We start from the raw sequence: 24,577 nt of genomic DNA, 5'->3' as shown, positions 1-24,577 counted from the left end.
GCGGGGCGCGGCGGGGCGCGGCGGGGCGCGGCGCTCGGGGCGCGCGGGGCGCGCGGACCGTGGTGCGGGGCTCTACGAGTGGGGCCGCGTGAGGCGTGCGTGCAGCGAGCGGGCCGAGACGTCCGTCAGCGCCGAGATCTGGTCGACGACGACGCGCAGCCGTGCCGCCTCGTCCTCCGCCTCCCCGAACAGCGCCCGGAACTGCGGGTCGAGTCCCTCGGGTGCCCGTTTGACCAGTGCCTCGGCCAACTCGCCCAGCACGACGCGCTGTTCCGCCCGCAGCCGCTCCAGGTCGGGCCGCTGCATCACATAGCGGTCCGCGACGGCCTTGAGCACCGCGCACTCCAGCCGCACGCCGCGCGGGACAACGAGTTCGGCGGCGTAGCGCGTGAGGCGTCCCGATCCGTACGCCGCCCGGGTCGCGCCCTCGGCGGCGAGGCAGAACCGGCCGATGAGCTGGCTGGTGGCGTCCTTGAGCCGGGCCTGCGCCACGGCGGAGCCGTCGTAGCCGTGCGGCCACCACTCCTGGTCCAGCAGCCGGTCGAGGGCTTCGGCGAGTTCGCCGTGACCGGCGTCGGGCGCATAGCGTCCCGCGGCGACGGTGAAGATGTCCCGGCGTTCGGGTTCGGCGAGGAGCACATTGGGGTCGAGGTGGCCGGCGTGCAGACCGTCCTCGACGTCGTGCACGGAGTAGGCGACGTCGTCGGACCAGTCCATGACCTGCGCCTCGAAGCACGTACGGTCGGCGGGGGCACCGCGACGTACCCAGTCGAAGACGGGAAGGTCGTCCTCGTAGACGCCGAACTTCCGCGACGAGGGGTCGCCGGGGCGGGAGCCCAGCGTCCAGGGGTACTTGGTGGCCGCGTCGAGTGCCGCGCGCGTGAGGTTGAGGCCCACGGGGACGCGGAGGGTCTCACCGCAACCGCCGGTGCCGCCGTGGCCCGCGGCCGCTCTGCCTGCGGGGACGCCTGCCGTCGCGGACGCCGCGCCGGCGGGCCCGGCGGGGCCGGCCTCCAGGAACCGCTTGGGCTCCAGCCGGGAGAGCAGGCGCAGCGACTGTGCGTTGCCCTCGAAGCCGCCGCAGGGTGCGGCGATCTCGTTCAGCACGCGTTCGCCGTTGTGCCCGAACGGCGGGTGCCCCAGGTCGTGCGCGAGGCAGGCCGTCTCGACCAGGTCCGGGTCGCAGCCGAGCGCCGCGCCCAGCTCCCTGCCGACCTGAGCGCACTCCAGGGAGTGCGTGAGGCGGGTGCGCGGAGAGGCGTCCCACGCCTGCCCGCTGGTTCCGGGCGCGACGACCTGCGTCTTGCCGGCGAGCCTGCGCAGTGCGGCCGAGTGCAGCACGCGCGCACGGTCGCGCTGGAATGCGGTGCGCCCCGGCCGCTTGTCGGGCTCGGGCGCCCGGCGTTCGAGGTCGGAGGGGACGTAGTGGCCGGGAGCGCCGCCGGTTCCGGCGGTCTCTGTGTCGCGGGTGCCGTGCATACGCGAACGGTAGCGGGAGGGGTTCCGGGCGCGGATCCCGCACGGGGCCGCCGTCGGAGAAGGGACACCGCGCGGCGGCACCCCGGCCCGGCGGACCGCTGGGCGCGTCCGCCCGACCGCCCACGCGGGAAGGTCCCGCCCGGCACTCGCCGAACACGCGAAGGCCCCGCCCGCGCCGCGTGCCGTGAGGTCACCCGGCCCGGGCGGGGCCTTCGCCGTTCCGGCCGCTCGTCCCGGCCGCCTGCGCCGGACAGCGGCGCGGAACGTGCTCCCGGTCAGCTTCTCAGCACCTGCTGAGCGCGCCTGTGAGCGTGGTGTAGTAGGCGCTGATGTAGCCGGTCCTGAACGGCTCCTCCTGCCGCACCCTGTACCAGGTCGTGTTGCCATGGACGTCGCCGCCGTTGGGGACGTAGCAGGAGAGCGGGACCTTGGTGCCGGCGCTGAACCTCGCGATCTCCTCGGCGGAGGTCCTCGGCGCGGTCCGCTCCGCGAGATAGGTGACGTTCGAGCGCACCGTGGCATACGGCGCGCCCGGCGAGGTCACTCCGCCGTTCTCGCCGTTCCCGCCGTTCTCGCCGCCCTCCTCGGTCTCGCCGTGGCCGGAGCTCCTGACATTGCCCCCGCCGACCACGTTCTCGTCGCCGATCACGATCTGGTTGTGGTCGCCCTTCACCACGATGTTCCGCTTGTCGTGGCCGCTCTTCTTGTGCCCCTCGTCGGCCTGGGCCGGGGACATTCCTCCGCTCGCCAGGGTCAGCGCTGCCAGGACCGTCACGCTGAAGCGCATCGCGTTCTTCTTCATGTGGTTCCTCTCGCTGAGAAATGAGCAACGAAGTGAACCTACGAAGAGAAAGAGGCTTATATGCAAATTGCTCCGATAGTGGGCGGTTGCGAAGCACGGACTCCTGACGGCTCGTCACTTTGACGCGTGGGACCGCCGCCCTCGGCCCGGGCCGGTGCCGCGACGGGACAACCGCGGTCGCCCTCCGGGCCGGTGTGCGCGGGCCAGGGCACACCGCTCGGCCCCGTGGAGGACCGGCCGGCCGGGCCCTGCGCGCCGACGAGCCGCACGGTTGCCGCGGCGGCAGCCGCCGACCGCGCCTCGTCGTAGCGGTGCAGGACGAGCCGGGCCATCGCGGCATGCGCGCCGATCGGCGCCGAGGCGGCCCACGGGGCCGCGGACGCGCAGCGGGCGGCGAAGTGGCCGGGGGCCGTGAAGCACGAGGCGAGTGCGATGCGGCCGTGCCCGGCCGCGCGCAGTGTGTGCACGGCCTCGGCGACGGTCGGCCGGGCGGCCGAGGCATACGCGGGGAGCACGGGGACGGTACCGCCCAGCCGTTCACGCAGTCCTGCCGCGATCCGCTGCGCGCCCTCGGCCGACTCCGGGTCGCGTGAGCCGGCGGAGGCCAGCACCACGGCGTCCGGTCCGGCCTGCCCCTGGCCGCGGGCTGCGCCGCGGCGGGCGTTCTCACGCCGCACCGCCTCGGTCAGCCGGCCGTGCAGGGCCTCGGCGAGCAGCGGGTGCGGTCCGAGAGGTTCGGAGACGCTGCCGCGAAGGTGCGGCACGGCGGCCAGAGCTCGCGGGATGTCGTGCTTGACGTGGTGCCCCCGTCCGAACAGCAGGGGGACGAGGACCACTTCGCCGCGGGCGGGCAGCGCCGCCAGGGTCTGCGGCAGCAGTGGCTCGTTCAGCTCGATGTGGCCCAGCTCGACGCGAAGACCCGGCCGCAGCGCCCGTACGGACGTGAGCAGTGCCGAGACCGTGCGCAGCGCGGCCGGATCGCGGGACCCGTGGGCCACGGCCACCAGTGCGGGGCCGGGGGCGGACCGCCGCACGGTGGTGAGCTGGGTGCTCAGCTGTGCGGTGACCCGGGTCATGAGCTGCGCCGTGCTTTCGAGGCCGTGGAGCGGCCGGGCTTCGGGGCCGGGGGTGGGTTCCGGTGCGGGCGACGGCTTCATGCGGCGAGACTGCCGGGGGGAGTTTGCCGTGCTGTTGCGCCGCCCTGCGGACTTCGTTTCGTCGCGCTCACAGCCGCCACCTCACCGGCGGGAGACCGTGGCGCTGAGCACGCGTTGCCCCGTTCGTTACCTGGGCCGCGGCCGTCCGTAACAGGCGCGTTCCACTCTGGCTCAATGCGCTCCGACCTCGCCGCCGCCCCCGCCGGGACCGGCACCGACACGCACTGCCCGTACTGCGCGTTGCAGTGCGGCATGACGCTGCGCCGCTCGACGTCCGGCTCGACGTCGGGCGGCGGGACGGGACTTGAGGTCGCCGAGCGTCCCGGCTTCCCCGTGAACCGGGGCGCGCTGTGCGTGAAGGGCCGCACGGCGACAGAGGTCCTCGCCCCGCACGCCCGGCTCACCCGGCCCCTGGTGCGGCGCCCGTCCTCCGGCGAGCTGGAACCGGCGGAGTGGGACGAGGCCCTGGATCTCGTCGCGGCGGCCCTGACGCGTACGCGTGCCGAGCACGGCCCGGACGCTGCGGGTGTCTTCGGCGGCGGCGGACTGACGAACGAAAAGGCCTACGCGCTGGGCAAGTTCGCCCGTGTCGTGCTCGGCACCTCGCAGATCGACTACAACGGCCGGTTCTGCATGTCCTCGGCCGCCACCGCGGGCACCAGGGCCTTCGGCGTCGACCGGGGGCTGCCGTTCCCGCTGGCGGACGTCGCCCGGACGGACTGCGTCGTCCTCGTCGGCTCGAACCTCGCGGAGACGATGCCGCCGGCACTGCGCCACTTCACGGAACTGCGCGAGCGGGGCGGCACGTTGATCGTCGTCGATCCGCGCCGCACCCGCACCGCCGAGCAGGCCGACCTCCACCTCGCGCCGCGGCCGGGCACCGATCTGGCACTGGCGCTGGGACTGCTGCATCTGATCATCGCGGAGGGCCGGATCGACAGCGAGTACGTCGAGAGCCGCACCACCGGCTGGGCCGGGGCCCGCAGCGCGGCGATGGCTCACTGGCCGGAGCTGGTGGAGCGGGTGACCGGGGTATCCGTGCCCGAACTGCGCCGCGCCGCACGGCTGTTCGGCGACGCCGAGCACGCCATGGTGCTCACCGCGCGCGGACCGGAACAGCAGTCCAAGGGCACCGACACCGTCGGCTCCTGGATCAACCTCTGCCTGGCGACGGGACGTCCGGGCCGTCCGCTGTCCGGCTACGGCTGCCTGACGGGACAGGGCAACGGGCAGGGCGGCCGCGAACACGGCCAGAAGGCGGACCAGTTGCCCGGCTACCGCAGGCTCGACGACCCCGCAGCACGCGAACACGTGGCGCAGGTGTGGGGTGTGGACGCCGCGAGCCTGCCGGGCCCGGGGCGCAGCGCGTACGAACTCCTCGACGCGCTCGGCGGTGACGTGCGGACGCTGTTCGTGGCCGGATCGAACCCCGTCGTCTCCGCCCCGCACGCCTCACACGTCGAACAGCGGCTGCGTGCACTGGACTTCCTCGCCGTGTGCGACGTCGTCCTGTCCGAGACGGCGCGCCTCGCCGACGTCGTGCTTCCCGTCACGCAGTGGGCGGAGGAGACGGGCACGACGACGAATCTGGAGGGCCGCGTGCTGCTGCGCCGCAAGGCGGCCGACCCTCCCGCGGGCGTGCGCACCGACCTGGAGGTGCTGGAGGAACTGGCCGCGCGGCTGGGCTGGGAGAAGGGCTTCCCCGCCGCACCGGAGGAGGTATTCGACGAGCTGCGCCGCGCCTCGGCGGGCGGCCCGGCCGACTACTCGGGCATCAGCTACGAGCGCATCGCGGCGGAGGACGGCGTCTTCTGGCCCTGCCCGGAGGGAAGTCGGGACGAGGGCACCGGCGTCACCTCCCCGCATCCCGGGACCCCCCGGCTCTTCCTGGACGGCTTCGCCACGCCCGACGGACGTGCACGCTTCGTCCCGGTGATGCACCGTCCGGCCGGCGAGGAACCCGACGAGGGCTATCCGCTCCGCCTGACGACGGGCCGCGTCCTCTCCCAGTACCAGTCGGGCGCGCAGACCCGCCGTGTCGGCGTGCTCAACGAGGCGGCCCCGGGCCCGTTCGTCGAGCTCCACCCGCGGCTGGCCGGCCGGCTGGGGGCAAAGGACGGCGACTCGCTGGCCGTCGTCTCGCGGCGCGGGCGCGCGGTGGCACCGGCGCGCATCACGCGGGGCATCCGCCCCGACACGGTGTTCATGCCGTTCCACTGGGACGGCGAGGGCAGGGCCAACTCCCTCACCAATCCGGCACTGGACCCGGACTCACGGATGCCGGAGTTCAAGGTCTGCGCCGTACGGGTGGAGCTCGCGGAGGCGGCGAAGGACGAACAGCCGTCCACTCCCGTGGAGTTGGCATCACCCGGGGCCTCCGGCCCGTCCGGCGCGCCAGGCGGGGCACCGCCGCCTGCCGCCTGAGCGCCGTCCACCCGCGGCCGGTCTCAGAAGGCGGCCGGTCTCGGAAGGCGGCCGGTCTCGGAAGGCGGCCGGTCCCGCAAGGTCTCGGAAGGCGGCCGGTCCCGCAAGGTCTCGGAAGGCGGCCGGTCCCGCAACCGGGCGGGGCCGTCGGCGCGTCGCAGGAGACATGCCCGACAGCCTCATCGGCCGCTCCGGCCGGACAACCCGCCGCAGACGTGCCGTACAGGCGGCGATGCTGTGCTGCGTCCTCGGCCTGCTGCCCGCCACCTGGCTGCGGCTCGCCACCGACGACGTGCGCCCGGGCGCGGGCGTCGCCGACGCGCCGGCCGCGCCCGTCGCGCTCGTCTTCGGTGCCGGGCTGTGGGACGGCGAGCCGTCCCCCTACCTCGCCCACAGGCTCGACGCCGCCGCCGGCCTCTACGAGCGCGGGAAGGTGCGGGCGGTACTCGTCTCCGGCGACAACAGCCGCGAGGAGTACGACGAACCGGACGCCATGCGCACCTACCTCACCCGGCGCGGCGTCCCGGAACGGCACATCGCGGCCGACTACGCGGGATTCGACACCTGGGACTCCTGTACGCGGGCCGCCCGGGTCTTCGGCGTCGAGCGGGCTCTCCTGGTCAGCCAGGACTTCCACATCCGCAGGGCCACCGCGCTGTGCCGCGCCGCCGGCATCGACTCCCACGGCGTGGCCGTACCGGAGCCGCACGACGCCACCTGGTTCGCGGGCGGCCTGCGGGAGATCCCGGGCGCGGCCAAGGCGGCGTTCGACGCGGGCGTCACACCTGACCCGCACTTCCTCGGCCCGCACGAGCCCGGCGTGGAGGCGGCGCTGGCGGACGCGCGGCGCGGCGCGGACTGAGCGGGCGCCGACGGGAAAATCGCGGGACGACGGGCGTGCCGGACGGCAGACTCCCCGCCGTGGACCGTCAAGTGATCAGCAGCCTCGCCCACCGCGACCACCCCGTCGCCGCCCCGCTCGACGACGCGTCCGTGGACCGCCTCCTCGACCGGGCGCTGCCGCGCGGCGACGAGCGTCTGCTGGACCTGGGCTGCGGCGAGGCGGCCTGGCTCGTACGTGCGCTGGCCGCCCGGCCGGGGGCCCGCGGTGAGGGGGTGGACCTCTCGCCCCCCGCGCTGGCCAGGGCGCGGGAAGCCGCCCTCGCCGCGGGAGTTGAGGGGCAACTGACGCTGCACGAGCAGGACGCGGCCCGGTTCACCGCGCCCCGCGCCTTCGACCTGGTGTGCGTCGTCGGATCCACGCACGCCTTCGGCGGTCTCATGCCGGCCCTGGCCGCGGCGGGAGCGCTGCTGGCGGAAGGGGGCCGCGTCCTGATCGGCGAGGGGTTCTGGGAGCGGGAGCCCTCCCGCGCCGCCCTGGCCGCGCTCGACGCCCCGCCCGGCGACTTCGACGACCTCGCCACGACCGTCGACCGTGTCACGGCGGCAGGCTGGATGCCCGTCCACGCTCATGTCAGCACACCCGGCGAGTGGGACGAGTACGAGTGGGCGTGGACGGGTTCGCTCTCCGAGTGGGCCCTGGACCACCCCGGGCATCCGGACAGCGCCGCGGCCCTGAAGGCCGCGTCGGCGCACCGCGAGGGCTGGCTGCGCGGCTACCGGGGAACGCTCGGCTTCGTCACGCTGCTGCTGCGCCCCTCCCCGGAGCCGAGTCGCGAGCAGATGCGGGAAAGAGCAGGCGCGGGAAACCTCGGCCGGCACCGATGAGTTGCGGCCGTCCCGGTGGTCCGCACAACAGCGGGAAAAGCCCCGCGGCCGGGCGGAAACCCGGGCAGTGCACGGAACCAGCGGAAGGTGCGGCTCGTGTCCCAGAAGATCTTCGTCAATCTCCCCGTGAAGGACCTCGCCAAGGCCAGGGACTTCTTCTCCCGGCTCGGCTACAGCTTCAATCCACAGTTCTCCGACGAGAACGCCGCATGCCTCGTGATCAGCGACGACATCTTCGCCATGCTGCTGACGGAGCCCTTCTTCAAGTCGTTCACGAAGAAGGAGATCGCCGACGCGCGCACCAGCACGGAGACGATGATCGCGCTGAGCGCCGAGAGCAGAGCAGCGGTCGACGAACTGGCCGACAAGGCCCTCGCTGCGGGCGGCAGCCCCGCAGGCGAGCCGCAGGACCACGGCTTCATGTACGGGCGCAGCTTCTACGACCTCGACGGCCACCACTGGGAGGTGGTGTGGATGGACCCGTCGGCCGTCGAACAGCAGCCGGCCTGAACGGGCGTCCGCGACCGGCCCGCAGGCCCCGGCCCTCCTCCGCCGGACGCGGGCCGGGGCCTGCGGCCCGCGTTACGGGAAGGGAAGCGTCCCGGCGAGCACCGTCACCATCACGAGCACGGCCGGGAAGCAGGCGAGGAACATCGCGAAGGTGTAGCCCATGATGTCGCGCGCCTTCAGCCCGAGAATCGCCAGCGTGGGCAGCATCCAGAACGGCTGGAGCAGGTTCGCGGACGCCTCGCCCAGGTCGTAGACGACGACCATCCAGCCCTGGTTGACGTGGAGCTGGTTCGCGGCGTCGATCACGTACGGAGCCTCGATGACCCATTTGCTGCCGCCGCTGGGTACGAAGATCCCGAGCACGGCCGAGTAGACGGCGATGAGCGGTGCGAAGACGACCTCGTTCGAGACGCTCACGAGCCAGCCGGCCACCTGCTTCGAGATGCCGGTGAACGCGATCATCCCGAAGATGCCGCCGTAGAACGGGAATTGGAGCAACACTCCGGATGCGGCGGGGGCTCCGCGCCGTACCGCGTCGACCATCCGTATGGGACGCCAGTGCAGGCACAGCGCCAGCAGGATCAGGATGAGGTTGACGGTGTTCAGATCGAGCGCGGCGATCGGGTTCCCCTCGGCGGCGGCGAAGTGCCGTACGAGGTACCAGAGGCCCAGCAGGCCGATGAGGACGGTGAAGACGGGGCTGCTCTCCAGCCAGTCGCCCGGCCGGGCGCGCTTCGCCTCGGTGGCGCTCTCGGCGACCAGGGGCCGCAGTTCGATGCCGAGTTGCTCGGCGGTCCTGGCGCGGGACGGCGAGGGCGTGAGGAACCAGGCCATGGTGAGGGCGACGGCGAAGACGACGGCGGTCGCCAGCAGGCTCTGCCAGGTGAAGATCGTGTCGGTGAGCGGGATCAGCCCGTCGCCGCCGCGTCCGTCGGCGATGACGTCCTGCACGGGTTTCGGACTGGAGGTCGCGCTGGCCACCTGCAGCGCCGCCGACCCGGACAGCCCCTGGGCCCAGACGGTGCCGAGCCCGAGGAACGCCATGGCCCCCACCGCCCGGTAGTCGACTCCGCGGACGACCCGCGCGATCTCCTTGGCGAGGATGGCGGAGAAGACCAGGCTGAACGCCCAGTTCAGATAGGAGCTGACCATCGCCACCGCGGCGGTGAAAGTGATCGCGGCCCGGGGCGACTTGGGGATCAGGGCGAGCCTGGCTATCAGCCGGGCGACGGGCGCCGAGACCGCCACCGCGTATCCACCGATGATGATCATGGCCATCTGCAGGGTGAACTCGATCAGCGACCAGAAGCCCTTGCCCCACGCGTCGACGAGGGTCGTCGGCCGCTCCCCCGTGGAGAGGCCGAGCGCGAAGATGAGGAACGTGCCGACGAGCACGAACCCGAAGGCGTCCGGGAGCCACTTCTCCGTGAAGGCGGTGAATCTCAGCGCGACCCGCGCGAGAAGGGTCTCCTTCTCGGGCTCGGCGCTCCCGTGGGCGGCGCTCCCGTGTTCCCCGCTCGCCCCCTTTGGGTTCTCCTGCTCGGCGCTGTCGGCATTCCTGGCCATGGTTCTACCTCGCTCGCTCTCGGCGGCCGGGTGCGTCCGGCGCATCCTGACGAGCGGAAAGCGAGAGGGGAAGCTGCCGCCTGCGCAACGTTGCAGAACCGGAAGCATGCTGGCCGTTGAGCCCATTCGGCGGGACGAAGCTGTGGGGCGCCTGCCCATTGCGGCCTGCCCAGCACGGCCCGTGCGTCGTGGCCCGTCCGTCGCCGCCAACCCGGTCCCGCCGCTCGTCGCCGCCGGCCCGCTGCGGGCGCGCCACGTCCGATTCGTTCAAGACCGGCGGCCGCGGCAAGCCTAATCTGCGGCGCATGACACCACGTTTCGACCTCATCGGGCTCGTCGCCGCCGACATGGCCGCCACGCTCGCCTTCTACCGCCGGCTCGGCCTGGACATCCCGGCCGGGGCCGACGGCGAACCGCACGTCGAGGCCGCGCTGCCCGGCGGGCTGCGCATCGCATGGGACACGGAGGAGACGATCCGCTCCTTCGACCCCGGCTGGGACCCGGGCCCGCGGGGCGGCGGCCGCATCGGCCTGGCGTTCCTGTGCGACTCCCCGGCCGAAGTGGACCGGCTGCACGCCGAGTTGACCGGCGCCGGGTACGAGAGCCGCAATGAGCCCTGGGACGCCTTCTGGGGTCAGCGCTACGCCGTCGTGGCCGACCCGGACGGCAACGGAGTCGATCTGTTCGCACCGCTGCCCTGAGTCAGCAGCTCCGTCAGGGTCACCCCGGCCAGCGCTTTGACCTCGCGCGAGAGATGGGCCTGGTCGGCGTACCCGGAGACGGCGGCCACCTCCGCGGGCGGCATGCCACCGGCCGACAGGCGCAGGGCGTCCTGCATGCGCAGCACCCGGGCGAGGGTCTTGGGCCCATAACCGAACGCGTCGAGGCAACGCCGGTGCAACTGTCTCTCGCTGAGGCCCAGCTCCCCGGCCACCGCAGCGACGCTCCGGCCGCGGGCGAGGAGTTCCGCCGCTCTCCCGTTCGGGGACGGACCGCGTCCGGTCAGCCGTCCGGCCGCGATCCCTTCCAGGACCCGCCCCTGCTGCGGCGCCTCGCCGGCCCGCTCCTCCAGGACCCGCACCGCGGCCGCCGGCCACAGGTCGCCGAGCGGCACACGCCGGTCACGCAGCTCGTGTGCCGGTACGCCGAAGACGAGCGGACCCGTGCCGGGCGCCAGGCGGAGCCCTGTCATGCGGGAGCCGGCCTCCCGCGGGAAGAGGTGCGCCCGGGTGTCGGGCCCCGCGACGACCAGCGCGCCGTCCCACAGCAGCAGGTCCATGCACCCGTCGGGCAGCACACGCCCGTGCCCCTCGGGCACGGCGCCGTGCGTCCACACCACGGCACCGTCCACCAGCGACCGCCGCTCCCGGTACATGTGCACAGCATGCCGCCCGCCGCTGACAACCGGCCCCGTCCCGACGGGGAAGTCCAGGGCTCACATGCCTCGTGACCGTCCGCTGAGGGCACCGTTCCCCCGCGGAAACAGTCGTGATGCGGTCCGGAAACCCGCAGGACGCACGCTCGTGCCATGACCTTGCGAGAGTGTGAGCGCGTCGTGGTGATCGGCGGCGGCATGGCGGGCGCCAGGCTCGTCCAGCAGCTCGGTGCCGCCGGCGCGCACGCGGACGTCACGGTCGTGGGCGAGGAACCGCACGCCCCGTACAACAGGGTGCTGCTGGCGGACGTCCTTGCCGGACAGTACGAGCCGGACGTCATCACGCTCCCCGCGGGGCCCGCCCGCCGGCTGCCGGGAGTGCGCGCGGTCCGCGTCGACCGGGCCTGCCGGCGAGTCGTGTGTGACGACGGCAGCGTCCTTCCCTACGAGGCGCTCGTGCTGGCCACCGGAGCGAATCCCGTGCTGCCGCCGCTGCGCGGCCTGTTCACCCCCGAGGGCGGCGAACTCCCAGACGGCGTACGGGCGTTCCGCACGATGGACGACTGCCTCGCGCTCCGGCGGGAGGCGGAGCCGGGCACGCAGGCCGTCGTCGTCGGAGGCGGTCTGCTCGGTGTCTCCGCGGCGCGCGCACTGGCCCGCCGCGGTGCGCAGGTGGTCCTCGCGCACCAGGGCGAACGTCTCATGGAGCGCCAACTCGACGCCGGGTCGGCGGCGTTGCTGCGCCTGCACCTGGAGGACCTGGGCGTCGAGGTGCACACGGAGTGCCGGGTACGCGGCCTGCTCACACAGCCGCGCCGTGCGGGCGGCGTCGCCCGCTCCGCCGGTGCCGCAGCGGAGAGCCGGGTGGTGCGCGCCGTCGAACTCGCCGACGGCTGCATCCTGGACGCCGGTCTCGTCGTCGTCGCATGCGGCGTCCGGCCGCGCACCGGGCTCGCCGGGGCCGCGGGCCTGGCCGTCTCTCGCGGCATCGTCGTCGACGACGAACTGCGCACCGACGACCCGCACGTGTACGCGATCGGCGACTGCGCCGAACACGACGGAGTCCTCTACGGTCTCGCGGACCCCGCCCAGGAGCAGGCCGACGTCCTCGCCCGCGTCCTGACCGGGGGCACAGGCACCGAGCGCTACCGCGGCACGCGTGCACTCACCCGCCTCACCCTCGCCGGGGACCCTGCGACGACCGCGACGACCGCGGGGACCCGGGGCCCGGCGCCGGCGCGGTTGCGGGCGGAGACGCAGACGGAGGCCAAGGTGCGGGCGGAGGATGAGGCTCCGGCGGCCCGCGACCCGCTGGACCTCGCCGCGTTCGGCGATCCGCTGCCACGGCCGGACGACGACGTCGTCCACCTCGCGGACGCCACCCGCGGGACCTACCGGAAGGTCGTCGTGCGCGACGGCCGCCTCGCCGGCGGCATCCTTCTCGGCGACCTGACGCAGGTCGGCGCCCTCGCCCGCACCTGGGAGAGCGACGAACCGCTGACCTCCGAACCGCTGCACCACCTGCTCACCCGAGACGGAGAGGCCCTTCTATGACAACGCCGACGATCGTGCTGATCGGTCACGGAATGGTCGGCCAGCGCTTCCTGGAGGCCCTGGCCGACCGCGGCATCACCGGCACGGCGAGGGTGGTCGTGCTGGGCGAGGAATCGCGTCCCGCCTACGACCGCGTGCGGCTGACCTCGTACTTCTCCGGCACGACGCCCGCCGAACTGGCCCTGGCCGATGAGGACTTCATCGCCTCGCACGGCATCGAGCTCCACCTCGGGGACCCGGCTACCGGAATCGACCTCGCGCGGCGCACCGTCACCTCCCGCTCGGGACGGACCGTCGCCTACGACGCGCTCGTCCTGGCCACCGGGTCGGCCCCGTTCGTGCCGCCCGTCCCGGGGAGCAGCAGCACGGGCTGCTTCGTCTACCGGACCGTCGACGACCTCCTCGCCATCGAGACGTACGCGAAGGCCGCGGCACGCACCGGAGTCGTCGTCGGCGGCGGGCTGCTGGGCCTGGAGGCCGCGGGCGCGCTGCGCGGACTCGGACTGCGCACGCACATCGTCGAGTTGAGCGACCGGCTCATGGCGCTCCAGGTCGACGCGGGCGGAGGCTCGGCCCTGCGCCGCACCCTGGAGGCGATGGACCTGGAGGTGCGAACAGGTGTGGCGGGCGAGCGCATCGAGACGGACGCGGCCGGAGCAGTGACGGGCATGACGCTCTCGGACGGCTCGCAACTCCCCGCGGACATGGTGGTCTTCGCGGCCGGCATACGTCCGCGCGACCGGCTGGGCCGCGACGCCGGACTCGCCGCGGGCGAGCGCGGCGGCATCGCCGTCGACGAGCGGTGCCGCACCAGCGCCCCGGACGTGTACGCGATCGGCGAGTGCGCCATGGCAGCCGACGGGACGGTGTACGGGCTGGTCGCGCCCGGCTACGAGATGGCGGAGACCGCCGCCGACGCCGTCGCCTGCCGGCTGGCGGCACAGCACGCGGCAGCGCCGTCGGCGGCCCACGGGAACCCGCCGCCCGCACCGGCGGAGCCCCGCACCTTCACCGGTGCGGACACCTCCACCAAGCTCAAGCTCCTCGGTGTCGACGTCGCCTCCTTCGGCGACGCGCACGGCACCTTCGAGGGCAGTCTCGACGTCGTCTACTCCGACTCCCGCGCGGGCGTCTACAAGAAGCTGGTGATCTCCCCCGAGGGCACCCTGCTCGGCGGCGTCCTCGTGGGCGACGCCGAGTCGTACGGCACCCTGCGCGCGCTCACCGGATCGGTACCGCCCGTACCGCCGGAGTCGCTGGTGCTGCCGGCGGGCGGCGCGGAAGGCTCCCCCGGCGCTCTCGGCCCCGCCGCTCTGCCCGACGACGCCGTCGTCTGCAACTGTCACCACATCGACAAGGGGACAGTCCGCGCCGCGGTCTCCGAACACGGCTGCGGGGACGTGCCGTCGGTGAAGAAGTGCACCAAGGCCGGGACGGGCTGCGGCAGTTGCATCAAGGTGCTCGGCCAGATCGTCGACGCCGAGCTGGAGGCGAACGGCGTCGCCGTCGACAAGGGCCTGTGCGGCTGCTTCTCCTACACCCGCAGCGAGTTGTACGAGATCGTGCGCACCCTGCGGCTGACGTCGTTCGCCGGGCTGCTCGACTCGCACGGCCGTGAGCAGGCCCGGCAGGGCGAGGGCTGCGAGGTGTGCAAGCCCGCGGTGGCGTCGATCATCGCCTCGCTCGCACCGTCGATCGGCGCCGGCGGCCATGTACTCGACGGCGAGCAGGCGGCGTTGCAGGACACGAACGACCACTTCCTCGCCAACCTCCAGCGCAACGGCTCGTATTCGGTGGTCCCCCGCGTCCCGGGCGGGGAGATCACGCCCGAGAAGCTGATCGTCATCGGCGAGGTGGCACGGGACTTCGGTCTCTACACGAAGATCACCGGCGGGCAGCGCATCGACATGTTCGGTGCGCGGGTCGATGAACTCCCGGCCATCTGGGCGCGGTTGGTCGAAGCAGGCTTCGAGTCGGGTCACGCGTACGGAAAGGCGCTGCGCACCGTGAAGTCCTGCGTGGGCAGCACCTGGTGCCGCTACGGCGTGCAGGACAGCGTGCGCATGGCCATCGACCTCGAACTGCGCTACCGCGGCCTGCGATCCCCGCACAAGCTGAAGTCGGCGGTCTCGGGGTGCGCACGCGAGTGCGCCGAGGCGATGGGCAAGGACTTCGGCGTCATCGCCACCTCGTCCGGCTGGAACCTCTACGTCGGAGGCAACGGCGGCGCGACGCCGCGCCACGCGGACCTGCTGGCGCAGGACCTGAGCGACGCCGAACTGGTGCGCCTGACCGACCGGTTCCTGATGTTCTACATCCGCACCGCGGACCGGCTGGAGCGCACCTCCGCGTGGCTGGAACGGATCGAGGGCGGGCTGGAACACGTCAGGGACGTGGTCGTGCACGACTCGCTGGGACTGTGCGACGAGCTGGAAGCCCTCATGGCCGACCACGTCGCGCACTACCGCGACGAGTGGTCGGCGACCCTGGCCGATCCGGAGAAGCTCTCCCGTTTCGTCTCGTTCGTCAACGCGCCCGGCGTCCCCGATCCGACGGTGCGCTTCGTCGCCGAACGCGAGCAGGTGAAGCCGGACTTGACGCTGCTGTCCGGCCCCGACATCCCCGTGCGCACCGCGGCGGACCACGCTCCCGAACTCGAACTCGAAGGGACTGCCACCCGATGACCATCACCGCCACCACCGGTCCGGACACGACGACCGCGACGAGGCAGAGTCCGGGCTCGCCGCCGGACGCGGCCCCTGCGCGAGGAACCCGTACCGCGGGCGGATCCGTGGGCACTGCCGTGGGCCCCCGCCTCGAAGTCCGCGACGACCGGGGCTGGTTCACGGTCTGCGGCCTCGACGACCTCGTCCCCGGCCGGGGAGTGGCCGCCCTGCTGCGGGACGGCTCCCAGGCCGCGGTCTTCATGGACCGTGCGGGCCGTACGTACGTCATCGGCAACCGGGACCCGTTCACCGGCGCCTACGTGCTCTCGCGCGGCCTGCTGGGCTCGACACCCGGCGACCCGGCCGGGGCGGAGGCCCCGGAGACGCCGGACGAGCGGACGCGGTCCAGGGAGACCGGCCGCTCCGGCTGGGCCCCATTCGTGGCCTCGCCCCTGCTGAAGCAGCGCTTCGACCTGCGCACGGGCCGCTGCCTGGACGACGAGAGCGTGAGCGTTCCGGTCTTCCGCTCCCGCACCCGCACCCACTGAGCCCGGGGGCCGGGGCAGGGGCAGGGACTGGGACCGGGGCCGGGGCCGGGTCACGCCCGGCCAGGGTCACGTCCGCCCGGGCCGCCCCGGCCGCCCACTGCCCTCCGGCGCCCGGTGAACCCCTGCCGCCCCCGGCCGCCGGGGCCCCGCTCAGCCGCGCCTCACCGGGGCGCGCTCAGCCGCGCAGCTCCTCCGCCGCCGCGGCCACTCGCGCGATGAGGCGCAGCAGCGTCTCCTGCTCCTCGCCGTCGAGGGGCGCCAGGAAGACCCGGTTCATCCTCGCCGTCCGCGTGACGAGCTTCCGGTGCAGCCGGCGGCCGCCCTGCGTCAGCTTGAGCACGTTGCGGCGTCCGTCCTCCGGGTCGCGCACCCGCTCGACCAGCTCCCTCCCGGCGAGCCGGGCCACGAGGTCGGCGATGGTGGAGCGGTCGAGATGGACGTGCTCACTGAGGGTGCGCTGGTCCATGCCCGGCTTCTCCTCCAGCGCGTTGAGCACGGCGAACTGCGGCGACGTCGTCTCCTCCGAGACCATCGCCCCCCACAGCAGGGAGTGGGCCTGCTGGAGCCGGCGCGCGAGATGTCCCGGATGCGTACTCAGATCGACCGCCGCCATGCGCTCCCCGCTCTCCCTCTTCCCGCGCCTGTCACGCCGCACACGATTCCGATCGTGCACTGACTGATTCTTGCCTCCTGCGGCACAGGGTGTCGAGCCCTTCCCGCTCCGCCCTGCGTCATCCCTGCCCCTTGACGGTCCCGAACGGGAGTGGCAGCGTCAGGAGCACCTGGCCGAATTAGTCAGCACACTGATTAATTCTGCCAGGCAGCCACAGCCGGACAACCGCGACAGCACCCGCCACCGCCCTCCAGTCAGTCCCCCTCCTCGTCCCGGCCCGGTCCCGAGCCCCGTCCCGTCCCAGTCCTCGTGTCCCGGTCCTCGACCGTGTCCCAGTCCTCGTCCGCGTCCCAGTCCTCGTCCGCGTCCTCGTCCACGAGGAGCACCGACAGGAGCTCGTCCATGCCCCTCACCCAGCAAGACATCGACCGCGAGATCGCCGAACTGCGCGACGCGTACGAGAAGTCACGCGCCGCCGGAGCCCCGGCCGCCCACCACCCCTCCCGCAACTACGCCCCCTACCGCAGCAGCATGCTCCGGTACCCGAAGCAGCCGCTCGTCCCCGTGCGGCCCGACCCGGAGACCGTCGAACTGCACGGGCCGGTCTTCGGGCACACCGACGTCACCGACACCGACAACGACCTGACGACGCGGCACACCGGCGAGCCGCTCGGCGAGCGCATCACCGTCTCCGGCCGGCTGCTGGACGGCGCCGGGCGCCCCGTGCGCGGGCAGCTCATCGAGCTGTGGCAGGCCAACGCGTCGGGACGCTACGCGCACCTGCGCGACCAGCACCCCGCGCCGCTGGACCCGAACTTCACCGGAGTCGGACGCACCCTGACCGGCGACGACGGGAGCTACACCTTCACCACCATCAAGCCCGGCGCCTACCCGTGGCGGAACCACGAGAACGCCTGGCGCCCAGCCCACATCCACTTCTCGCTCTTCGGCACGGCGTTCACCCAGCGCCTCGTGACGCAGATGTACTTCCCGGGCGACCCGCTCTTCGCCCACGATCCGATCCTGCAGTCCGTCACCGAGGAGCGGGCCCGGCAGGCACTCGTCGCCCAGTACGACCACGAGCTGTCCCGCTCCGAATGGTCACTGGGCTACCGCTGGGACATCGTCCTCGACGGACCGTCCGCCACCTGGATCGAGGAGGGCCGCTGATGACCGACGCACACATCCCCCTGCAGCCGACCCCGTCCCACACCGTGGGCCCCTTCTACGGCTACGCCCTGCCCTTCCCGGGCGGCGGCGACGTGGCACCCGCGGGCAGCGAGGGCACCGTCACCGTGCACGGACACGTCTACGACGGTTCGGGCGCACCCGTGCCGGACGCGCTCATCGAGCTGTGGCAGGCCGGCCCCGACGGAGACCTCGCCGGGGCGCCCGGCTCGATGCGGCGCGACCCGGTCGACGGGGGCCATCTCGGCCGCAACGGCGTGGACTTCACCGGTTTCGCACGCGTGCCGACCGACGCGGACGGGCACTGGACCGCCCGCACCCTCCGCCCCGGCGCTCGCACGGGCCACGCCCCGTACATCAGTGTGTGTGTCTTCGCGCGCGGGCTGCTGCACCACCTCTTCACCCGCGTGTACTTTCCGGGGGACACTCAGGCGCACGCCGACGACCCGCTTCTCGCCTCGCTCGATGCAGAACGGCGCGAGACCCTGGTGGCAACGGCTGAACGTGCCACAGGCTCGTACCGCTTCGACATCCGGCTTCAGGGCGAGAAGGAGACCGTTTTCCTTGACTTCCAGTGAACGAGGCCCCGGTCCGGGGCGGGGTGACCGCCCCGCCCGCGGACCGGAGGACGTCGGACTCCTGACACCGGCGAGGGCCGGTTCGGGCGCGGAGTCCGGCACGGGCGACGCCGCGGTTCTCCAGGCACTCCTGGACGCCGAGGCCGCGCTCACGCGGGCGCAGGCCGGTCTGGGGCTGGCTCCCGCGTCCGTCGCCTCGGAGGTGACCGAGGCCGCACGCGCGGAACGCTTCGACGCACGCGGGCTGGCACTGCGTGCCCGCTCCGGCGGCAATCCCGTCATCCCGCTGGTCGCGGACCTGACCGACGCCGTCGGACGTGACGCCGCGCCGTACGTGCACCGGGGCGCCACCAGCCAGGACATCCTCGACACCGCCCTGATGCTGGTCGCCGCCCGCACGCTGGACACGGTCCTGCCGGACCTGGACCGCACCGCGCGCGAGCTGGCCATGATGGCCGCCGAGCACCGCGACACCCCCATGCCGGGGCGGACGCTGACCCAGCACGCGGTGCCCACGACCTTCGGCCTCAAGGTCGCCGGCTGGCGCAGCCTCGTCCTGGACGCCCACGACCGGCTCGCGGCGGCACGGGCCGCCCTCCCCGTCCAACTGGGCGGTGCGGCGGGCACGCTGGCGGCTTTCGCGGCATACGCCGAAGCGGACTCGCACACCGGAACGGACGGCGACGGCACGGCCCCGAGGAGCGGCCCGGGCAGCCACGGACCGGAGTCGGAGTCCCCGCAGGGCGCCGCCCACGGCGTTCCCGCCACCGACCTCGGGATCAGGCTGCTGGCCGCGTACGCGCGTGAACTGCCGCTCGCCGAACCGGCGCTGCCCTGGCACACGCTGCGCACGCCCGTCGCCGACCTGGCGTCGGCCTGCGCCTTCGCATGCGGCGCGCTGGGCAAGTTCGCCGCGGACGTGCTGGTGCTCTCGCGCAGCGAGATCGGCGAGGTGAGCGAGGGCGACGGCGGCAGCTCGTCCGCGATGCCGCACAAGACCAACCCCGTCCGGGCCACGCTCATCGCCGCGGCCGCCCGTCAGGCGCCCGCCCTCGCCGCCACGCTGCTGGGCTCGCTCGCCGCGGAGGACGAGCGTCCCGGCGGCGCCTGGCACGCCGAGTGGCAGCCGGTGCGCGAACTGCTGCGGCTGACCGGCGGCGCCGCCCATGAGGCGGCCGAACTGGCCGGAGCGCTCCAGGTGTTCCCGTACCGCATGCACGAACACCTCGCCCTCACCGAGGGCCTGATCGTCAGCGAGCGCTTCACCGCCGCCCTCGGCCCTCTCCTCGGCCGCGCCCGTGCCCGCAAGCTCCTCGACGCCGCCTCCAGGATGGCCGTGGACGAGGGCATCACGCTGGACGAGGCCCTCGAGGAGGAAGAGCCGGCCCTGCGCGAGATGCTCTCCAGGGACCGGCTGAGGGACCTGACGGACCCGACGCACTACACGGGCTCCGCGCCCGCCCTCACCGACCGCGCGCTGCGGCGCCGGGCGGCGCCCGTGCGCGCGTCCGAGCAGGGGTTCGGGCCCCCGCAAGGGCCCGGTACCGCTCAGGACGCGGAGAATCACGGAAGCCGGAGCCGGGAAGGTCACGGCGGAGCAGACGACGCAGCAGGCCCCGAACGAGAGCGGTGACAGACCATCGGCATCGGAATCCCATCCCCCGCCTCGCCCGGCGACAGCGGACGCGGCTCGCCCCGCAGCTCAAGCAGCCCCGGAGACATCACCGTGTCCGCTCCCGCACATCCCGCCACCGCACCACTCCCCTACCACCGGGTCGACGGACCGGCCGACGGCAGACCGATGATTCTCGGCCCCTCCCTGGGCACCTCGCTGGCCCTGTGGGAACCGCAGCTGCCCGCGCTGATCCGCACCCACCAGGTGCTGCGCTGGGACCTTCCGGGACACGGGGCCTCCCCCGCCGAACCGATGGCGGGCTCCTCCAGCGAACTGATCCCCACCGACGGCACCGCCACGGTGGGGCACCTCGCCGAACTGGTGCTCCGCGCGGCCGACGCCCGGGGCTGGGAGCGCTTCGCCTACGCCGGTGTCTCGCTGGGCGGCGCCGTCGGCCTCCACCTCGCGGTGCACCATCCCGAGCGGCTGACGACCCTCTCCGTGATCTGCTCCTCGGCACGCTTCGGGGAGCCCTCCGTCTGGCGTGAGCGTGCGGCGGCCGTGCGCGCGGACGGCACCGAGTCCATGATCGCCTCCCGGTCGGGCGTGTGGTTCTCCGCCGAGTACGGGAGCACACCGCACGGGACGGCGATGCTGGAGGACCTGCGCTGCACGGATGCCGCCGGGTACGCGGCCTGCTGCGACGCCCTCGCCTCGTTCGACCTGCGCGACCGGCTCGCCGAGGTGACGGTCCCGACCCTCGCCGTCGCCGGGCGCCTCGATCCCGCCACGCCGCCCTCCCACGCCCGCGAGATCACCGACGGCATCCCGGGCGCCGCCCTGGTGGAGGTGGCAGGGGCCGCGCATCTGGCCAACGCCGAGTGCCCCGACCCGGTCACCTCGGCCCTGGTCGTACACCACGAAGGGGTGCCCGGCCAGGCGGACCGGCGGTGATCCCGGTCCGCCGCCGGCACGGCGGCGGACAGCCTGCCGCTGCCGGGGCTCCCCGGCTCCCTCGCGCACTCCGTCCGCCCGCCATACGCTGAGTCGCATGAGCTGGACAGCGCGCAGCATCCCGGACCAGAGCGGGCGTAGCGTGGTGGTGACGGGCGCCAACAGCGGCATCGGCTACGTGACTGCGCGCGAACTGGCGCGGCGCGGCGCCCGCGTGGTGCTGGCGTGCCGCAGCGAGCAGCGCGGCGCCGCGGCACTGGACCGACTGCTCTCCCAAGTGCCGGAGGCGCGTGCGGAGTTGCGGCTGCTGGACCTTGCGGACCTGGCGTCCGTACGGGAGTTCGCGGACGCGCTGCCGTACAGACGGCTCGATCTGCTGGTCAACAACGGGGGGTTGATGGCGGTTCCCTACGGGCGGACCACCGACGGCTTCGAGACGCATCTCGGCGTGAACCACCTCGGCCACTTCGCTCTCACGGGGCTGCTGCTGGACAGGCTCGCCGCCGCGCCCCGCGCGCGGGTGGTGACGGTCGCGAGCATGGCCCACTTCCTGTCCAACATCGACATGAACGACCTCGGCTGCGAGCGCCGCTACCGTCCCCTGCTCGCCTACGGCGCCTCGAAGACGGCCAACCTGCTCTTCGTGCGGGAGCTGGCCCACCGCGCCGACCGTGAAGGGCTCGACCTGACCGTCACGTCCGCCCACCCCGGCTATGCACGGACCGAACTCCAGGCCAAGGGGCCGCGGCTGGCGGGCCGGGCGGGGCTGGAGCGCCTCACTCGGCTGTTCACCGACGTGGCCGGCGCCTCCGCCGACCAGGGTGCGGCGCCGGTCCTGTACGCGGCGACGGCGCCGTACGTGCACGGAGACTCCTTCTACGGTCCGCGGATCCTGGGGGTCCGCGGCGGTCCCGGCCCGGCCCGGCGGGCCCCGTGGGCACGCAACGACATCGCGGCGGCGCAGCTGTGGGCGGTCTCGGAACGGCTGACGGGAGTCACGTACGGGATGAAGTGACCAGCCGGCCGCGGGGTGCGGAGGAGAGGCTGGGACGCGCCGTAAGGCCGGGGCGAGCAGGAGCCTGACCGCGGGGCCCGACCGGCTCCCTTCGGTGGCCCGGCTTCCCGGTTGCCCGATGGCCCCGTGGTCCGGTTGCCCGGTGGTCCGGCCGGCCTGCTGCCCGGCCGCCCCGCATGTGGGTGCCCGATGCCGTGCGGCCACCGCGCTGCCCCTGTGCGGCTCGGTCACGGCTCCGGCAGCACGGCTCCGGCCGCACGGTTCCGGTCGCACGGCTTGGTGCGGAACCCCCGCGTCGGGCATGGTTTCCTGCGTCCGCGCGGTCCTCCCGGGCCGCCGACCGCACCGGTGAGGCGCAGCCGTCGACCCGTAGCACCCGTACACCCCTTGCACCCTGTGCACCCGATTCGCACCCGAGCCGCACATCCGGCGCGGCGGGAGGAGGCAGCCGTGATCCGTGTTCTCGTCGTCGACGACGACTTCATGGTCGCCCGGCTGCACAGCACCCTCGTCGAGCAGGTGCCCGGCTTCACCGTGGTGGGAGCCGTGCACAGCGGAACGGACGCCCTCACGGCCGTGCGCGAGCTGCGCCCGGACCTCGTACTGCTCGACATGTACCTTCCCGACCTGCCCGGCCTGGAGGTCCTGCGCGAGCTGCGCGGCACCGGCGCCCCCGAGGACGGCCCGGACGTGCTGGTGGTGACCGCCGCCCGCGACGCGGAGACGGTGCGCGGCGCGCAGCGCGGCGGCGCGGTGCAGTACGTCATCAAGCCCTTCGAGGGGCAGCTGCTGAAGGAGCGGCTGCTCCGGTTCGCGGAGCGCCGCGAGGCGCTCGCGGCGCTCCAGGCACCGGAACAGCGGGACGTCGACCGGCTGTTCGGCGACACGGCGGCTCCGGGCGGCGAGCCGGACGAGCCCGGCCGCCCGGGCTCCTCCGGCGACAGGGGCGGAAGCGACGGCGGTGCGCTGCGCCCGCACGAGGCCGCGGCCGGCTCCGACGGGCGGCGCGTGCGGCTGCCCAAGGGGCTCACGGAACAGACGGCCGGACTGGTGCGCGCCACGCTCGACGCCGAGACCGGTCCCGCGGGCCTTTCCGCGTCCGAGTGCGCGGGACGCGCAGGCCTGTCCCGGGTGAGCGCCCGCCGGTACCTGGAGCACTTCGTCTCCGTGGGAACCGCCCGCGTCACCCTGCGGTACGGCACCACGGGGCGCCCGGAGCGCCGCTATCACCGAGTGGATCCGGCCGGCTCCGCAGCGCCTGCGCACAACGGTCCGTAAAAGCGGGGAGAACGCGTGATTCGCACCACAGAAGTAACGTGACGGGTATCACATCACCGGCGTCGCACGCATCCCGGTCCGTTCAATTCCCTTGTGCCGCAAGGCGAATGGAACGGCGCTCCTCAACCCGTACATGCCAATTCCCACGATCTTCGCCTCCGGTGGATTCTGCGCCTTTCTTGTGGAGGCGAATTTCTTCTGTTTAACGTGCAATCCCACCGCGTCTCCCGTGCGGTGGTCCGCCACCGGAACGCCGAATCCTGCCACCGGCCGGCGGAAATCACGCAATCCCAGTCCGGCAGGAGCGGGGGACCCAGGTAAGTGCCGCGCGTTTCGCACCCACGAGGAAACGCACGGCTAGGGGTGAAGCCGCACGCGAATGCCCCCTCGCATTCGCTGCGGCCGGGCGGCTCCAGCCCGAATCCGACAGCTCACCCCGCAGGCGCAGGAGAGGAACTGCCCTATGTCCGGACGCGGTCGACACCGTCGTCAGTCCAATCGCCCCATCTCGCGCAGAGTTTCGCGCACTTCGCTCGCCATCACCGCGGGCGGTGCGGGCCTCGCCCTTCCGTTCGTCGGCTCCGGAACCGCGAACGCGGCCTCCGTGGACACCTGGGACAAGGTCGCCCAGTGCGAGGCCTCGGGCAACTGGTCCATGAATTCCGGCAACGGCTACTACGGCGGCCTTCAGTTCACCCCGGGCACCTGGTCCGCCAACGGAGGCACGGAATACGCTCCGCGCGCCGACCAGGCCACCAAGCAGGAGCAGATCCGCGTGGCCGAGAAGGTGCTCGACAGCCAGGGCCCGGGGGCCTGGCCGTCCTGCGGCCCCAAGGCCGGTCTGAGCCGGGACAGTGCCGCTCCGGACCTGTCCGGCGACTCCGCGGAGAAGTCCGGCCGGGCCAAGAAGGCCGCAAAGGCCGACAAGGCGAAGAAGGACGGCCCGAAGAGCGGCGAGAAGTACACCGTCGTGCCCGGCGACACCCTCAGCGGCATCGCCCGCGACCACGACACCAAGGGCGGCTGGCAGAAGCTGTACCAGGTCAACCGGAAGACCGTCGGCTCGGACCCCGACCTGATCCACCCCGGACAGAAGCTCAGCCTCTCCGGCAAGGCACAGGCCTCGGGCTCGCAGCCGCAGGGCGGCGCCAAGGCACCGCAGGCCGGCGGCGTGCACTCGTCCGGCTCGAAGTACGGGAACAACCTCGACGGCTGGATTCGCGAGGCCCTGGACATCATGAAGTCCAAGAACATTCCCGGTACTTACGACGGAATCAAGCGCAACATCATCCGGGAGTCCGGCGGCAATCCGAATGCCGTCAACAACTGGGACATCAATGCCCAGAACGGCACCCCGTCAAAGGGTCTGCTGCAGACCATCAAGCCCACCTTCGACTCGTACCACGTCGAGGGCACTTCCTGGAGCATGACCGACCCCGTCGCGAACATCGTGGCCGCCTGCAATTACGCGGCAGCCAGGTACGGTTCGATCGACAACGTCAACGGCCCGTACTGACGGTACCGGCC

General features: G+C 73.2%; 21 protein-coding genes, 1 pseudogene and 1 riboswitch. Of the genes and pseudogenes, 15 read left to right on the top strand and 7 right to left on the bottom strand.

Going from position 1 to position 24,577, the window contains the following annotated elements; translation table 11 throughout:
* Window positions 1–72 precede the first annotated feature (72 nt).
* From H180DRAFT_RS17200 to H180DRAFT_RS17190, 3 genes and pseudogenes are all read right to left on the bottom strand, one after another.
* Complete coding sequence (locus H180DRAFT_RS17200; protein WP_055486963.1) at window positions 73–1,479, bottom strand: deoxyguanosinetriphosphate triphosphohydrolase; 1,407 nt, start codon at window positions 1,477–1,479, stop codon at window positions 73–75.
* Window positions 1,480–1,762: 283 nt separating this feature from the next.
* Window positions 1,763–2,281, bottom strand: coding sequence for an SH3 domain-containing protein (locus tag H180DRAFT_RS17195; protein WP_055486962.1), 519 nt, complete (start codon window positions 2,279–2,281; stop codon window positions 1,763–1,765).
* Between the two features lie 278 nt (window positions 2,282–2,559).
* Window positions 2,560–3,357, bottom strand: a pseudogene (locus H180DRAFT_RS17190) (sirohydrochlorin chelatase); the annotation flags it as partial.
* A gap of 255 nt (window positions 3,358–3,612) precedes the next feature.
* On the opposite strand from H180DRAFT_RS17190, the gene H180DRAFT_RS17185 reads away from it, so the two are divergent.
* The 4 genes from H180DRAFT_RS17185 (at window position 3,613) to H180DRAFT_RS17170 (ending at window position 8,100) form a co-directional block, all read left to right on the top strand.
* The gene (locus tag H180DRAFT_RS17185) at window positions 3,613–5,862 is read left to right on the top strand and encodes a molybdopterin oxidoreductase family protein (protein ID WP_074466851.1); all 2,250 of its coding nucleotides are present in this window, start codon (window positions 3,613–3,615) and stop codon (window positions 5,860–5,862) included.
* 166 nt (window positions 5,863–6,028) lie between these two features.
* Entirely contained in the window at window positions 6,029–6,724 is a 696-nt protein-coding gene (locus H180DRAFT_RS17180) for a SanA/YdcF family protein (protein WP_055486961.1), read from the top strand.
* A gap of 59 nt (window positions 6,725–6,783) precedes the next feature.
* Window positions 6,784–7,590 carry an SAM-dependent methyltransferase gene (locus H180DRAFT_RS17175; RefSeq protein WP_055487073.1) on the top strand — a complete coding sequence of 269 codons (807 nt, stop codon included), beginning with the start codon at window positions 6,784–6,786 and terminating at the stop codon, window positions 7,588–7,590.
* 96 nt (window positions 7,591–7,686) lie between these two features.
* The gene (locus H180DRAFT_RS17170; protein ID WP_055487072.1) at window positions 7,687–8,100 is read left to right on the top strand and encodes a VOC family protein; all 414 of its coding nucleotides are present in this window, start codon (window positions 7,687–7,689) and stop codon (window positions 8,098–8,100) included.
* Between the two features lie 72 nt (window positions 8,101–8,172).
* Here the strand turns inward: H180DRAFT_RS17170 and H180DRAFT_RS17165 are convergent, their stop codons facing one another.
* The gene (locus tag H180DRAFT_RS17165; protein ID WP_055486960.1) at window positions 8,173–9,666 is read right to left on the bottom strand and encodes a short-chain fatty acid transporter; all 1,494 of its coding nucleotides are present in this window, start codon (window positions 9,664–9,666) and stop codon (window positions 8,173–8,175) included.
* A 305-nt stretch (window positions 9,667–9,971) separates the two neighbouring features.
* On the opposite strand from H180DRAFT_RS17165, the gene H180DRAFT_RS17160 reads away from it, so the two are divergent.
* Window positions 9,972–10,367 carry a VOC family protein gene (locus tag H180DRAFT_RS17160; RefSeq protein WP_055486959.1) on the top strand — a complete coding sequence of 132 codons (396 nt, stop codon included), beginning with the start codon at window positions 9,972–9,974 and terminating at the stop codon, window positions 10,365–10,367.
* On the opposite strand, the gene H180DRAFT_RS17155 is transcribed toward H180DRAFT_RS17160, so the two are convergent.
* Window positions 10,307–11,041 (bottom strand): helix-turn-helix transcriptional regulator, encoded by a 735-nt coding sequence (locus tag H180DRAFT_RS17155; protein ID WP_055487071.1) that lies wholly within the window; start codon window positions 11,039–11,041, stop codon window positions 10,307–10,309. The genes H180DRAFT_RS17160 and H180DRAFT_RS17155 overlap by 61 nt on opposite strands.
* 153 nt (window positions 11,042–11,194) lie before the next feature.
* On the opposite strand from H180DRAFT_RS17155, the gene H180DRAFT_RS17150 reads away from it, so the two are divergent.
* The 3 genes from H180DRAFT_RS17150 to H180DRAFT_RS17140 are packed head-to-tail and all read left to right on the top strand — an operon-like array spanning window position 11,195 to window position 15,809.
* On the top strand, window positions 11,195–12,595 hold the full coding sequence (locus H180DRAFT_RS17150) for an NAD(P)/FAD-dependent oxidoreductase (protein WP_055486958.1): 1,401 nt from the start codon (window positions 11,195–11,197) through the stop codon (window positions 12,593–12,595).
* Window positions 12,592–15,279, top strand: a complete 2,688-nt coding sequence (gene nirB / locus H180DRAFT_RS17145; RefSeq protein WP_055486957.1) for a nitrite reductase large subunit NirB — start codon at window positions 12,592–12,594, stop codon at window positions 15,277–15,279. Before H180DRAFT_RS17150 ends, nirB begins: the two co-directional genes overlap by 4 nt.
* Entirely contained in the window at window positions 15,276–15,809 is a 534-nt protein-coding gene (locus tag H180DRAFT_RS17140) for a nitrite reductase small subunit NirD (RefSeq protein ID WP_079100175.1), read from the top strand. The genes nirB and H180DRAFT_RS17140 overlap by 4 nt, the downstream gene beginning before the upstream one ends.
* Window positions 15,810–15,984: 175 nt before the next feature.
* Here the strand turns inward: H180DRAFT_RS17140 and H180DRAFT_RS17135 are convergent, their stop codons facing one another.
* Together H180DRAFT_RS17135 and H180DRAFT_RS29865 are read right to left on the bottom strand one after the other, a co-directional pair.
* On the bottom strand, window positions 15,985–16,422 hold the full coding sequence (locus H180DRAFT_RS17135; RefSeq protein WP_055486956.1) for a MarR family winged helix-turn-helix transcriptional regulator: 438 nt from the start codon (window positions 16,420–16,422) through the stop codon (window positions 15,985–15,987).
* 254 nt (window positions 16,423–16,676) lie between these two features.
* The gene (locus H180DRAFT_RS29865) at window positions 16,677–16,826 is read right to left on the bottom strand and encodes a hypothetical protein (protein WP_159033584.1); all 150 of its coding nucleotides are present in this window, start codon (window positions 16,824–16,826) and stop codon (window positions 16,677–16,679) included.
* Between H180DRAFT_RS29865 and pcaH the strand changes: the two genes are divergently transcribed.
* The 7 genes from pcaH to H180DRAFT_RS17090 all read left to right on the top strand — a co-directional run bounded on the left by pcaH (window position 16,825) and on the right by H180DRAFT_RS17090 (window position 24,566).
* A complete protein-coding gene (gene pcaH / locus H180DRAFT_RS17130) occupies window positions 16,825–17,592 on the top strand; it encodes a protocatechuate 3,4-dioxygenase subunit beta (protein ID WP_055486955.1) in 768 nt (255 codons plus the stop codon). The two genes, H180DRAFT_RS29865 and pcaH, sit on opposite strands and share 2 nt — an antisense overlap.
* Window positions 17,592–18,188, top strand: a complete 597-nt coding sequence (pcaG, locus tag H180DRAFT_RS17125; protein ID WP_055486954.1) for a protocatechuate 3,4-dioxygenase subunit alpha — start codon at window positions 17,592–17,594, stop codon at window positions 18,186–18,188. The genes pcaH and pcaG overlap by 1 nt, the downstream gene beginning before the upstream one ends.
* 61 nt (window positions 18,189–18,249) lie before the next feature.
* Window positions 18,250–19,821 (top strand): lyase family protein, encoded by a 1,572-nt coding sequence (locus H180DRAFT_RS28645; RefSeq protein ID WP_254666060.1) that lies wholly within the window; start codon window positions 18,250–18,252, stop codon window positions 19,819–19,821.
* A gap of 93 nt (window positions 19,822–19,914) precedes the next feature.
* Window positions 19,915–20,757: an alpha/beta fold hydrolase gene (locus tag H180DRAFT_RS17105; protein WP_055486953.1), complete on the top strand. Its 843-nt coding sequence runs from the start codon at window positions 19,915–19,917 to the stop codon at window positions 20,755–20,757.
* Between the two features lie 97 nt (window positions 20,758–20,854).
* Window positions 20,855–21,772, top strand: a complete 918-nt coding sequence (locus H180DRAFT_RS17100) for an oxidoreductase (protein WP_055486952.1) — start codon at window positions 20,855–20,857, stop codon at window positions 21,770–21,772.
* Window positions 21,773–22,222: 450 nt separating this feature from the next.
* Entirely contained in the window at window positions 22,223–23,050 is an 828-nt protein-coding gene (locus tag H180DRAFT_RS17095) for a response regulator (protein ID WP_055486951.1), read from the top strand.
* A 277-nt stretch (window positions 23,051–23,327) separates the two neighbouring features.
* A riboswitch (cyclic di-AMP (ydaO/yuaA leader) is annotated at window positions 23,328–23,508 on the top strand.
* Window positions 23,509–23,513: 5 nt separating this feature from the next.
* Window positions 23,514–24,566: a transglycosylase family protein gene (locus tag H180DRAFT_RS17090; RefSeq protein WP_055486950.1), complete on the top strand. Its 1,053-nt coding sequence runs from the start codon at window positions 23,514–23,516 to the stop codon at window positions 24,564–24,566.
* Window positions 24,567–24,577 lie beyond the last annotated feature (11 nt).

It is taken from the genome of Streptomyces sp. WMMB 322, assembly GCF_900090145.1.
Lineage (GTDB): Bacteria > Actinomycetota > Actinomycetes > Streptomycetales > Streptomycetaceae > Streptomyces.
The sequence above is the reverse complement of the archived record's forward strand: the minus strand, read 5'-3'. Positions and strand labels throughout refer to the sequence as shown.